Genomic DNA, 13,496 nt, shown 5'->3' on the forward strand with positions numbered 1-13,496 from the left:
TTTCCTCCTTATTCCGAATATGTGTTAAAATTTTGTGATTTTGCAAGGTCGGTTTTTGCATAAAAATTTTCGTCTTTTTCTACGCTGACCGTGTCGCCGTCAAGTGACAGTTTTATCATTTTAAGGTCATTCAAAACGGCGAGCATACGGTAAATTTTTAACTTTGAACAGTTTATACCATAATTTTTGCCCATTGCATACGATAATTTTTGAATATCGCTGTTTTTAAATTCGCTGTTTTTCAAAACAACATAAAGTGCGCGGAGTTCGTCTTTTGTGAAAAATATTTTCCGTGCACACCGTATATCGCGGACGATAAACTGTGCGCTTGTGCGGTTGTTGTATGTATTTATTCCGAGCGTTCCGCAAATATCGGCATTGTCGTTTTCGGCAAAACACATAATTTTGTCTTTCAACCCGAACGCCGGAACGGTTATTTCGTCCGCGCCGTCCGAAAATGTGACAAAAGAGTGGGGTTTATCCGCCATATTACGTATGTTTTTAATTTTTATGTTTTCTATGCAAAACGTTCCCTGCGGGTTTTTAATTCCGTACGGCTCGGCAATTTTTAAAGCAGACGCATTTTTTAAGCTGACGTCCGAAATTGATATTTTACTGTCGATTTTAACTTTCGGCGTCAAAATCTCGTCCGTCATAATTTTGTCTGCGTATTCGTTTATCATTTTGCCGAATTTTTCTATATTTTCTTCCTTGAGCGAAAGTCCTGCCGCAAGCGAATGACCGCCGAATTTATCTAAAATACTCTCGCAGTTTTTAAGCGCGTCAAAAAGGTCAAAACCCGAAATGCTCCGTCCCGACGCTTTTCCGTTTCCGTCATCGTCAACCGAAATAATGATTGACGGTTTGTAATATTTTTCGGTTATTTTGGACGATACAATGCCTATTACACCGTGATGCCAATTTTTTTCCGCAACCACGATAACGTTATTTTTGTTAAGTTCGTTCTGCGTAATAATTTCGTCGGCACGCTCGAAAATTTTCTGTTCCTCCGCTTTTCTGCGGATATTTTCGCTTTCGAGAGTTTTAGCAATTTCGTCCGCCTTTGATTTGTTGTCACACATAAAAAGTTCAACCGCCATATCTGCGCTTGCAAGACGTCCCGCGGCATTAAGCCGGGGTGCAATGCCGAAACTTACAGAAGTGCTTGTGATGTCGCAAGTGTCGATTTTTGCCTCGTTTAAAAGCGACAAAAGACCGATATTTTTTGTTTCTTTTAATTTTTCAAGCCCGTATTTTGCAATAAATCTGTTTTCTCCGCAAAGCTCCGCCAAATCTGCGATTGTGCCGATTGCGCAAAACGGAACGTAATAATCGAAAACTGTTCTGTTCATATCAGAAAGCGCGCACACAAGCTTGAACGCAACGCCTGCGCCGGCAAGATTTTTAAACGGATAATTTTCCGACGTTTTGGGATTTATAACTATTGTATCAACGGGAATTTTACCTTCTGCCGGCAAATGGTGGTCGGTAACGATAAGGTCTAATCCGATTTCTTTGCAGAGGCGCGCCTCCTCTTTTGCCGTTATGCCCAAATCGACGGTTATAACAAGGTCTGCGCCTTTCTGTTTAAGGTCAACAAGCGCACGTTCGTTAAGTCCGTATCCCTCCTCGGTACGCGATGGGATATAATACGAAGCAAGCGCGCCGATGCTTTTTAAATAGTGCATAAGAATGTATGTCGAGGTCACGCCGTCAACGTCATAGTCGCCGTAAACAATTATGGTTTTCATATTCTTTACCGCGTCTTTGATTTTTTCAACAGCCTCTTGCATACCCGTGAGCAAAAAAGGATTTAAAAACGACGAAAAATCATTTTCTATATATTGCCTGACACCGCCGTCACAGCGGTTTAAAATCAGCACCGAAACACACTCGGGAAGATTGAATTTCTGCGAAATTTCGTTTAATTTTTCCTCGTTTTGCTCCTCAAATATCCAGTTTTTTTCTTTAATATAGTCTTTCAGCATAAAATACCCGTTTCTTTTTATATTTATATATCTCTATATTATACAACTTTTCTGCGTACAGTTCAAGCTTTTTAAACATTTTTGCGCTTAAAAAATTAAAATTCGGCCCGATTTGTGATTATTTTGTTAAATTATGCAAAAAAGGCTTGTTATCGGCACACAAAAAGTTGTATAATAATTTTAATTGAGGTGAGGTTATGAGAAGAAGTGAAAAGGTGTTAAAAATCAAAGAAATTTTTGACAGAGTTTATGCGGACGCAAAATGTTCGCTCGACTATACCGAGCCGTATCAGCTTTTGATTGCGGTGGTTTTGTCGGCACAGTGTACCGACAAAAGAGTGAATATCGTTACACAAACCCTGTTTGATAAATATAAAACGTTAAAAGATTTTGCAGATGCCGATATCGACGAGCTTGCAGAGGCAGTTAAACCTTGCGGATTTTACAAGACCAAATCGCGCAATATAAAAGCGCTCGCACAGAAAATCATAGAGGAGTACGGCGGAAAAATTCCCGATACTATGGAGGAGCTTACCGCACTTCCGGGAGTCGGACGAAAAACCGCAAATCTTATTTTGGGCGATGTTTACGGCAAGCCGGCGCTTGTTATAGACACTCACGCAATACGGCTTACGGGAAGAATAGGTCTTACCAAAGAAACCGACCCTAAAAAGATTGAGTTTGATTTGAAAAAGTTTGTTCCCGACGATTATTCGATACATTTTTGCCATCAGCTTGTGTGGCACGGCAGAGCAATTTGCACGGCGCGGAGTCCCAAATGCGAAATATGCCCGATTGCAATGCTTTGCAGATATTACGAAAAAACTTACTTGAAAAAGGGTGACTGATATGGAAAAAGAAAGCAGAATACTTGTAGTTGACGACGACAAAAACATATGTGAGCTTATAAGGCTTTATTTGCAAAAAGAGGGTTATACCGTCGAAATTGCAAACGACGGTCTTGCAGCTTTGGAAAAGTTTTCGCAAAATCCGCCCGCCGCGGTGATTTTGGACATTATGCTTCCGAAAATCGACGGCATAGAGGTTTTAAAGCGTATGCGAAAGGCAGGAAATATCCCGGTTATTATGCTGACGGCTAAAGGCGAGGTTTTCGACAAAGTGCTGGGGCTGGAGCTCGGCGCGGACGATTATATGGTAAAGCCGTTTGAACCGAAAGAACTTGTGGCGCGTCTTAAAGCGGTTTTAAGACGGTTTGAGTCGGCGGAAAATCTCGACAAGGAAATTGTTTATCCCAACATACGCATAAATTTGAGCACATATGAACTTGTGCTCGGAGGAAAGAGCATTGATATTCCCCCGAAAGAACTCGAACTTTTGTATTTTCTCGCGTCGCACCCGAACAGAGTTTTCACCCGCGACCAGCTTCTTGACGAGGTGTGGGGATACGATTTCTTCGGCGACTCGCGCACCGTTGACGTACACGTTAAGCGTCTGCGCGAAAAGCTTGAGGGCTACGAAAGCTCGTGGCAGCTTAAAACTGTGTGGAGAGTAGGTTATAAATTTGAAGTGGCAAAGGCATAAAAGCACAAAACGGAAAAGTATTTCAAAAAGACTGCTTGTTGCAGGCTGTTTCACCGTTATTATAAGCTACGTTATAGCGGCGGTGTTTCTTTTCAGTATGCTTTTTTCGTCTACGAAAGAAAGCAATTTAAAGGCGATTGAGGTTAAAAAGAAACTTCTTTTGTCAAATGCCAACAGAATAAGCGAATATTCGCTCGACGTTTTCACCGCGCAGAGTTTTTCTCCCAATTTAAAAAGTTATCAGCGCACGCTCGAAATTATTTCGCAAAGTACCGACACGTCTATAATAGTTTTTGACAAAACGGGCAGAATTGTTACCGTGGCAGGGCTTGATTACGATTCATATATAGGAAACTATCTTAAGGGCGACTACATCGACGCGATACTTAAAAACGGTGAAACTGTGAGCAACGACGACGCAATCGACGCGTTTAAAGAACAGGAAAATATGCTGATTGTGGGACTTCCTGTGTCGAACACCGACATATACGGCGGTGTTCTTATAAGCACCACTGCCGACGTTTCGGGCGGAAAACTTCTGTTTGAATTTTTCAAACAGTTCAGTTGTTCGGTTGGAATTTCGCTTGTGCTTACGTTTGTTATCTTCTATATTATATCGCACAAAATCACCGACCCGATTAAACTTATCGACAACACCGTTACAGAGTTTTCAAAAGGCAAATTCGATTTGAGGGTTGAATGCGGAACAAACGACGAATTAAGCTCACTTTGCGAAAATATAAATAATATGGCGACAAGTATTGAAAATCTTGAAAAAATGCGCTCGTCGTTTGTATCGAACGTTTCGCACGAATTAAGAACGCCTATGACGTCTATAACCGGATTTGTCGAGGGAATACTCGACGGCACAATTCCGAAAGAAAAAGAGGACGAATATTTAAAAATCGTGCTTGCCGAGGCAAAGCGTCTGTCACGGCTTGTGAGTGACCTTTTGAGCATATCGCGCCTTGAAAGCGGAAGTTTTAAAATCGAAAAGAAAAATTTTGACATATGCGAACTGTTAAGACGTGAAATTATTAAATTTGAAACACAGATTGTCAAAAAGAATTTGAACGTTGAGCTTGAAATAGAACAGGACGAAATGTTTGTCTTTGCCGACAGTGACGCGATAATCCAGGTTGTGACAAATATTCTCGGCAATGCGATAAAATTTACCCCGCAGGACGGAAAAATAACGATAAAGGCATATTATGACGCCGACAGGGTGAAAGTTGAAATCGCTAACACGGGAGAGGGCATAAAAAAGGAAAAATTAAAATATATATGGGATAGGTTTTACAAAGCCGACGACTCGCGCAATCAAAATCCCGAGGGCACGGGACTCGGACTCTACATTGTTAAAAGCATTATTAACAAAAGCGACGAAAAAATTTATGCCGAAAGCGTTGAAAATGAATACACAAAGTTTACGTTCACACTCAAAAAAGCATAAAATATAATTTTTTCAATGTTTACATTTTATTCACAGTTTTTTAAAAAGTAGGGTGTATCATAATAAACATAAAGGGAGCCGAGAGGCTTTTAGGAATAACTTTTAAGGAGGAGTTCTTATGGACGAATATAAATGGAACAGCGACGATTACCAAAATGCGCCGGAGGTAACCGGCGAAAACAAAACGGCGGAAAACACGGAATGTTTCAGCACGCTTGTTACAACACCGAAAAAGAAAAAATCGAAAAAGAAAATTGCAATGCCTATTTTTATTTTCTCAATTATATTTACAATGATAATTTCTATGTCGGCATATGCACTTTTGGCACCGTCGGTATCACAGCTTGTGAAAGAATTTAAGTTGAGCACAAACAGCAATGTCGGTGACGCAGAGAAAAAGGTTCTTGAAAATATTTCATCGGCTAACCCGACAACGACGGTTTCAAACAAAACGAAGCTTGAAATCCCCGATATTGCCGAGAAGGTTGGCCCCGCGGTTGTAGGCGTTATAAATATGACAACGTATTCGGGATATTCCTATAACAATCCTTACGGATTTTTCTTCGGTGACGGTTCAAACCAACAGCAACAGGGACAGGAAGTAGAGCAGGGCTCGGGTTCGGGCATAATCATATCCGAGGACGGTTACATCATAACAAACAATCACGTTGTTCAAGGCGCATCATCGCTTAAGGTTATTCTTAATACCAGCGAAGAATTTACCGCAACTCTTAAAGGTTCCGATTCGAGAACAGACCTTGCGCTTTTGAAAATCGAAGGCAAAAAATTCCCGTATGCAACGCTCGGCGACTCAACAGCTTTGAGAGTAGGCGACCTTGCAGTTGCAATCGGAAATCCGCTCGGTCAGGAGCTTGCAGGCACAGTTACCGTCGGCTATATCAGCGCACTTAACAGAACTATGACGATAGATAATAAACAGCTTACGCTTATTCAGACAGATGCGGCAATCAATCCCGGCAACAGCGGCGGTGCGTTGGTTAACTGCTACGGTGAAGTAATCGGCATCAACACCGCAAAAGTTTCGTCCTCATCGCTTGAAGGTTTGGGGTTTGCAATTCCTACCGCAGAAGCTAAACCGATTATCGAAGACTTGATTGCAAACGGTTATGTAAAAGGCAGACCGGTTATCGGCATTGCCGGCAGAGCAATAAGCGCGTCCGACGCAAAACGTTACAACCTTGTTGAAGGTATCTACGTATATTCAATGACCGACAATTCGCCTGCACATATGGCAGGACTTAAAATCGGCGATATTATCACAGAGTGCAACGGTAAAGCAGTTAAGACGGTTGATGAGCTTAATGAAATTAAAAACAAATACAAACCGAACGACACTTTGAAATTAAAGGTTTGGAGAACAGGCGAAACGCTTGATGTAAACCTTATTTTGGGCGAAGAAGTGCCTAACTAAAAATAGCCCCCTCATTAGCCGCACCTCAATAAGAACGCATTGGTTTTGAAGCCGTCTTTTACATTCATACCGCGTCAAAAACCTGCCATATGCGTCAAGCATAACGGCAGGTTTTATTTCTTGTCTGAATTGTAAAATCCGATATTCAAAACTGCTCTGCACCTTAAAAACAAGATTTTTTGATGAATTTTAAGGCAAAAAAGTGAGTAATCCTGACGGATTGCGAGCTTTTTTAACGCAGAAAGACGCGAAAAATATGTTTTTAAGGCAATGTTGTCTTATTGAGGAACGGCTTTCATTGTTCTTTTTATAAATATGTAGGCAAGAGGCTGTATAGGGAAGATTTATCCTCCTTATGCAGTCTTTTGCTTTTTTGCTTTGTCTGTTTTTCACAAAATAAAACGGTCGAATTAAGCAAAGTTTTGTATAAAAAAGTAAAATCGCCTAATTATTTTAAAATTTCTTTTCAGAGTATTGACAAGTTAGGTTAGTTGTGGTAAACTAACCGTTGAGGTTAGAAGATACTAACCTATATTTTTAAACACTAAGTTAGTTTATGCTAATTGAAGGAGGTCAATTATGATGCCCTTAATTCTGGCAAATGTAGGCGAAGACAATATCATCAAAAAAGTCGGCGGCAATCCCGAGGTGAAGAAATATCTTGAAAATCTCGGCTTTGTAGTGGGCGGAAACGTCAAGGTTATAAGCGAGCTTGGCGGAAATGTAATTGTAAACATTAAAGAGGCACGAGTTGCTGTAAGCAAGGAAATGGCTCAAAAAATTATGGTTTGATTTTAATTTAAGGAGGATATTATAATGCGAACACTAAAAGATGTCAAAGTGGGGCAGGACGCAAAAGTTGTTAAGCTTCACGGCGAGGGCGCGGTAAAGCGCAGAATTATGGATATGGGCATTACAAAAGGCGTTGACGTACATATCCGCAAAGTTGCGCCGCTCGGCGATCCCGTTGAAATCACGGTGCGCGGTTATGAGCTTTCTATAAGAAAAGCAGATGCCGAAATGATTGAGGTTGAATAATTGGGATTTGAAAGTGAGGAATTGACAATGAATGTAAGAATTGCGCTTGCCGGTAACCCGAACTGCGGTAAAACCACGCTTTTCAATGCGCTGACCGGCTCTAATCAGTTCGTCGGAAACTGGCCCGGTGTAACTGTTGAAAAAAAGGAAGGAAAACTTAAAAAACACGACGGTGTTATAGTTACCGACCTTCCCGGTATTTATTCGCTTTCTCCGTACACACTCGAGGAAGTTGTTGCACGTAATTATCTTATCGGAGAACGTCCCGACGTTATTTTGAATATCGTTGACGGTACTAACCTTGAAAGAAACTTATACCTTACAACCCAGCTTACCGAGCTCGGTATTCCGGTTGTAATTGCTGTCAATATGATGGACGTTGTTGCGAAAAACGGCGATAAAATCAATGTTGCCGAACTTTCGCGCGAACTCGGCTGCAAGATTGTTGAAATTTCCGCTTTAAAAGGTACGGGAATTATGACTGCCGCCGAAGAGGCAATCAAAGCCGCGCAGAACAGCAAAACAGTGCCTATGCACACATTCTCGGGTGCGGTTGAACACGCCATTGCACACATCGAAGAAGAAGTTTTGCACAATATGCCCGAAGAACAGCAGAGATGGTATGCAATCAAAATTTTCGAGCGCGATACAAAGGCGATTGAAAGCCTCGGCGTAGACGAAGCATCGCTCGCACACATTGAAAACGACATTGTTGCGGCTGAAAAAGAGCTTGACGACGACGCGGAAAGTATCATCACAAACGAAAGATACGTATACATTGCAAATCTTATGAAAGCGTGCTATAAAAAGAAAAACGCAGGCAAGCTTTCAACTTCGGATAAAATTGATAAAATCGTTACCAGCCGCCTGCTCGGACTCCCGATTTTCGCGGTTATTATGTTCCTTGTTTACTACATTTCAATGGTAACAATCGGTTCATCTGCCACGGACTGGGCAAATGACGGATTGTTCGGCGACGGCTGGCATTTATTCGGTATAGGCTCGTCTGCATACGGCGACGTTGCTGATGAATACGGCGAAGCGGCACAGATTGTAAACGGCTACATTGAATTTGCCGGCGAAAAAGGCGTTGACACAGAAGAACTTACTGCGGCGCTTGATACAGAGTCGGAGGATTTCGACGCTGCCGCTGCAAAAACAGCACTTGACGGGTTTGTAAATTCGGAAGCAAAAGATTTGGGCGACGCAACATATACTGTTGTTGATGAAGAAACAATGGCTGACGAAGAAGTTACATCAAGCTATGATGACCTCAAAGACGCTGTTGAAACATATGAAAAATACGACTGCACAGAGCCTGACCCTGCTGATTACGGCGTATGGGTTCCCGGTGTTCCTGTGCTCGTTGAAAATGCACTTGACGCTGCAAACTGTGCGGATTGGCTTAAAGGTCTTATCCTCGACGGTATCGTTGCAGGTGTCGGCGCGGTTCTCGGATTTGTACCGCAGATGCTCGTACTGTTCCTCCTCCTTGCATTCCTTGAGGCTTGCGGTTATATGGCGCGTATCGCGTTCGTACTCGACAGAGTGTTCAGAAAATTCGGTCTTTCCGGTAAATCGTTCATTCCTATGCTTATAGGTACCGGCTGCGGTGTTCCTGGTATTATGGCATCAAGAACCATAGAAAACGACCGCGACAGAAAAATGACAATTATGACTACAACATTCATCCCCTGCGGTGCTAAAGTTCCGTTCATCTCGATGGTTGCAGGCGCAATTTTCGGCGGTTCGGCTATGATTGCAACTTCAGCATACTTCGTAGGCATGGCGGCAATTATCGTATCGGGTATTATGCTTAAGAAAACCAAAATGTTTGCCGGCGATCCCGCACCGTTCGTTATGGAGCTTCCGGCATACCATTTGCCTACACTTTTGAACGTTCTCCGTTCAATGTGGGAGCGCGGCTGGTCGTTCATTAAAAAAGCAGGTACAATCATTCTTCTTTCGACAATCTTCGTTTGGTTTACAACATATTTCGGATTTGCAGACGGTCATTTCGGTATGCTTTCGGAGGAACAGATTGATTCTAGTATACTTGCTGTTATAGGTAACGCTATTGCTTGGATATTTGCACCTCTCGGCTGGGGCAACTGGCAGGCGGCGGTTGCGTCAATCACAGGTCTTGTTGCAAAAGAAAACATCGTTGGTACGCTCGGTATCCTCTACGGCGGTTCGGGCAGTGTTTACGGCAACCTTGCACAGGCGTTTACACAAATCAGCGGATATTCGTTCCTCGTATTCAACCTTTTGTGCGCTCCTTGCTTCGCGGCAATCGGTGCTATCAAACGTGAGATGAACAACGCAAAATGGACTTGGTTCGCAATCGGTTATCAGTGCGTATTTGCTTATGTAGTTGCGCTTATGGTTAACCAGTTCGGTTTGCTCTTTACGGGAAGCATAAATGTAATCGGCACAATCGCGGCTCTCGCAGTGCTTGTATTCATTATCTATATGCTCTTCAAACCCTACAAAGAGTCTAACACACTCAAAACTAACGTAAAAATCTCCGCATAAATTTATAAATAATAAACACAAAAGTGCGCTCGTCGAAATGACGGGCGCATTTTTGTTATATTTTTATTTTTACGGCATATATATGTAAAAGAAAAAAATAAATAAATTTCTTGTCACTATTCCTGCCGACAGGAAAATTTTAACATTATACTATATATGCCGGCGCAGGACGGCGGAATGGAGTTATTTTATGGAAATTGAGAAAAAAACCATTAAACTGTGCGGCGGACTGTGCACGGCGTCTTTTAAGGCAGACGCCGACAGCGACATCATAGTTCCCGACACAAAACCCGATGTTTTGAAAATTATCGGCGCGGCGGCAACGCTCGTTATAAAAGAAAAATATGCCCAGAAAGGCAAGGTTACACTGTCGGGCGTTGTGTATTACCGCATAATTTACGAAGGCGAAAACGACACAATGGCGGCACGTTCCATAGAATATACCGCGCCGTTTTCGCATCAGCACGAAATTGCCTGCATTGACGATAATTCCGAGTTTTACGCGCTTCCCGTATCGTCGAGCGTTAAAACAACAGTGGTAAACAGCAGGAAGATAAGCGTACATTCCGTTTTTGACATAAAAGTATCTTCGGCATGTGCAGACGAAAAAACGCTTGTCACATCGCTCGACGACAGTATGCCGTCGCGGAGCAAAACCATAAAGTACACAAATAAGGTTATATCAAAAGAGGAAGATATTGAACTGTCCGAAATGATAGATTTTCCGAATAATGCCGCGGACATTTTGGCAGTCAATGCAACTGTAAACCGAAACGACATAAAGGTTGTTAACAACAAAATCGTCGTAAAAGGCGAGGCGGTTTTGAAAATTGTGTATATTACAACCGACAACGTTATAGATGAATTTAACTATAACAGCGAATTTTCAGACGTTCTTGACGTTTTGGGTATTCAGCCCGAAATGATGACAAATGTTGTTTTGGCAGTTAAGGAATGTAGTGCCAAGCTTGCTGAAAATATGGGAGGAGAAGCGGTTCCGCTCACAGTGAAAATCGTTGCGGCGGCATATATCGACGCATATGAAAGCGCGGAGGAAACGGGAATTTACGACGCGTACAGCCCCGAAATGAACATCGAAACAACCTACGAAGACATAGGCTATCTCACGCTCCTGGCAGATGAAACAAAGCAAAGCAATGTCAGCGATTTTCTGGAAACAAACGGCGCTGTCGAAAACATTTTTGATACGCGCGCAGTGTGCACCGTCCGCTCGCAAAACTACAACACGGAGGGCGATATAACAATCGAGGCGGTTGTCAGCGCGTCGGTCATTTATTCGGAGAACGGACGGCTTAACACCGTAAAAAAAGACATTCCCGTAACGTTTAAGTTTGATGCGCAAAAGGGGCTTGCCGATATTCAAATAGTGCCGTATCTGTCGGTCAGCGGAATAAGCTATGCGCAGAAAGGCGAACGTCAGATTGAGTTGAAAATTCCCGTTATGTGCGAGGTGCTGGTTTTTGCAAAATCCTCCGATAAGCTTTTAAGTGACGTCAGCACCGAAAATGCGGCGAAAATAGACAAAACAAACCAGCCGAGTCTTATAATTTATTTTGTTAAAGAAGGCGACACATTGTGGAATATTGCAAAAAAATACAACGTATTGGTCGAGGACATTGCAAGAATTAACGGAATTGAAAATGAAAACGTCATTATGCCCGGCGATAAGCTGATTATCCCGAAAAAACGATAAAATTTAAACCCGAAGTGAAAACTTCGGGTTTTTTGCATATTTAAAACAGATTTTACGCATATCTGGTGTTTGACGAGCAGTCTTTTATAACCGTGTTTATCGCGTTGCTGCCGAGAAAATTCGTTTTTGAAAACGTTTTTCCGAAATCCTTTGTTGAACAGCTGTAACAGCTGTAACGTTCTTTCCAAGCGACGACAATACTTCCCGACGACGTATACATATATGGCACGACAACCGAGTCTGTGCCGAAGCCAATCGTCTTTTTTTCACCGCTTTTTACCGAGTAGAACACAATGGAATAATGCGTTTTGCTCCTTGTGACATATGCAATATAAACCTCGGCATTAAAACCGCAAATTCCGCAGAAAGCCTCGGTTTCTTCGTCGATATTAAGCGGTTTATGCGAATATTCACCGCTGAAAACGTTGTAAATGCGGTACATAAACCGCCCTGTTTCGTTTTTGTATAAAATATGTATATTTCCCTTGCCGTCGGCAAAAGCCGAGTATTTTCCGTTTTCCGCATAATCGAGAACGTTCGGCTTTTTTGTGCTTTGCAGGTCAATTTTATGATGAATAAGCAAATATCTCTCGCCGTGCTTTAATGAGTAAAACAAATTGACATTTCCGTTTATGTCAAAAAGCTTTATATCCGAAAATTTACAGCCGGCATTTTTGCTTTTCAAAAGGTTGAAATTAAGCCACTTATTCTCGCTGAAAAGAAGATAAAACAAATTTCCGCCCTCGTCCTGAAGCGCAATGTGGATTTTGCCCAGCTCGTTTTGATAAACGTCAAACTCACTGCCGGAATGGGGGAAAATCACTTCTTTTTCACCGCCGTCCGACTGCATGCAAAGGTTTTTCTCACCGTCTAGGAAAACCGCTTTTTCACTTCCCGTAATACCTTTCAATATGATTTTGCGCATAAAAACACTCCTTTTAATATCCATATTACATAATATTAAAAGGAGCGCTGTTTTATGAGTTAAGCCCAGCCCATATTTTTAAGAAATGTTTTGCAAAGCGATGTCCACTCGGCAACGTCGGGATTTTCGGGCGCAAGTCCGAGTCCGTGTCTGCCGTCGCGGAAGATGTGCAGTTCAAACGGAATGTTGTATTTTGCCATTTCGTTTGCAAACAAAATTGAGTTTTGAACGGGAACAGCATTGTCGTTTGCGGTGTGCCACAAAAATGCGGGTGCGGTGTCGGCGGTGACGCGCGTTTCGAGCGAAAGTTTTTTCTTCAATTCCTCGTTGTCTTCACCGCAGAGCGCGTTAAAACTGCCTTTGTGCGCATATTCTCCGCTTGTTATAACGGGGTAACACAAAATTGCAAAATTAACTTTTGACGATACTTTGTCTATTTCGTCGTTTACGTTGTATTCCGACGCCTCGTTCTCGGGCGAGGTGAGGGTCATTCCGGCAAGATGTCCGCCGGCGCTGAAACCGCAAATGCCGATTTTATCTTTGTCAATGCCGAATTTTTCCGCATTGTAACGAACGTATCTTACCGCACGTTTTGCGTCGATAAGTTCGCACGGATACTGATACGGCGCAACACGGTAGTCGAGCACAAACGCTGTAAGTCCGCAGCCGTTAAGATATTCCGCAATAGGATTACCCTCGTGCTGTGCCTTTATGTGGTATCCGCCGCCGGGGCATACAATAACCGCCGCTTTTGCACCTTCTTTTATGTACGGCGTAATGCTCGGCAGACACACGGGATTTTCTTTGTTTATAAGAGGTATTTCGTTTTCATTCCACAAATAATACATACTTAATTTTCACCCCGCAAA

The 13,496-nt window shown here is 42.4% G+C and carries 11 protein-coding genes; 8 read left to right on the forward strand and 3 right to left on the reverse strand.

Translation table 11 applies throughout. The features are described from left to right. Positions 1-8: 8 nt before the first annotated feature. Positions 9-1,988 (reverse strand): single-stranded-DNA-specific exonuclease RecJ, encoded by a 1,980-nt coding sequence (gene recJ, locus H8706_RS00925; protein WP_262431126.1) that lies wholly within the window; start codon positions 1,986-1,988, stop codon positions 9-11. A 197-nt stretch (positions 1,989-2,185) separates the two neighbouring features. Here recJ and nth point away from each other — a divergent pair, with 197 nt between their 5' ends. The 8 genes from nth (at position 2,186) to H8706_RS00965 (ending at position 11,702) form a co-directional block, all read left to right on the forward strand. Further along, positions 2,186-2,836, forward strand: a complete 651-nt coding sequence (nth, locus tag H8706_RS00930) for an endonuclease III (RefSeq protein WP_262431127.1) — start codon at positions 2,186-2,188, stop codon at positions 2,834-2,836. A gap of 1 nt (position 2,837) precedes the next feature. Further along, positions 2,838-3,530: a response regulator transcription factor gene (locus tag H8706_RS00935; RefSeq protein ID WP_178347550.1), complete on the forward strand. Its 693-nt coding sequence runs from the start codon at positions 2,838-2,840 to the stop codon at positions 3,528-3,530. Next, the gene (locus tag H8706_RS00940; protein ID WP_262431128.1) at positions 3,511-4,983 is read left to right on the forward strand and encodes a sensor histidine kinase; all 1,473 of its coding nucleotides are present in this window, start codon (positions 3,511-3,513) and stop codon (positions 4,981-4,983) included. Before H8706_RS00935 ends, H8706_RS00940 begins: the two co-directional genes overlap by 20 nt. Before the next feature lie 118 nt (positions 4,984-5,101). Next, positions 5,102-6,415: a S1C family serine protease gene (locus tag H8706_RS00945; protein ID WP_262431129.1), complete on the forward strand. Its 1,314-nt coding sequence runs from the start codon at positions 5,102-5,104 to the stop codon at positions 6,413-6,415. Positions 6,416-6,994: 579 nt separating this feature from the next. Then, positions 6,995-7,207, forward strand: a complete 213-nt coding sequence (locus tag H8706_RS00950) for a FeoA family protein (protein WP_262431130.1) — start codon at positions 6,995-6,997, stop codon at positions 7,205-7,207. Between the two features lie 24 nt (positions 7,208-7,231). Continuing rightward, the gene (locus tag H8706_RS00955) at positions 7,232-7,453 is read left to right on the forward strand and encodes a FeoA family protein (RefSeq protein ID WP_178347554.1); all 222 of its coding nucleotides are present in this window, start codon (positions 7,232-7,234) and stop codon (positions 7,451-7,453) included. A 27-nt stretch (positions 7,454-7,480) separates the two neighbouring features. After that, positions 7,481-9,988, forward strand: a complete 2,508-nt coding sequence (gene feoB, locus H8706_RS00960; protein ID WP_262431131.1) for a ferrous iron transporter B — start codon at positions 7,481-7,483, stop codon at positions 9,986-9,988. A gap of 190 nt (positions 9,989-10,178) precedes the next feature. After that, positions 10,179-11,702 (forward strand): DUF3794 and LysM peptidoglycan-binding domain-containing protein, encoded by a 1,524-nt coding sequence (locus tag H8706_RS00965; RefSeq protein WP_262431132.1) that lies wholly within the window; start codon positions 10,179-10,181, stop codon positions 11,700-11,702. 52 nt (positions 11,703-11,754) lie between these two features. Here H8706_RS00965 and H8706_RS00970 read toward each other — a convergent pair whose 3' ends face one another. After that, on the reverse strand, positions 11,755-12,627 hold the full coding sequence (locus H8706_RS00970; protein ID WP_262431133.1) for a hypothetical protein: 873 nt from the start codon (positions 12,625-12,627) through the stop codon (positions 11,755-11,757). Positions 12,628-12,686: 59 nt separating this feature from the next. Further along, positions 12,687-13,475, reverse strand: coding sequence for an alpha/beta hydrolase (locus H8706_RS00975; protein WP_262431134.1), 789 nt, complete (start codon positions 13,473-13,475; stop codon positions 12,687-12,689). Positions 13,476-13,496: the final 21 nt, after the last annotated feature.

This window comes from Qingrenia yutianensis (genome assembly GCF_014385105.1).
Lineage (GTDB): Bacteria > Bacillota > Clostridia > UMGS1810 > UMGS1810 > Qingrenia > Qingrenia yutianensis.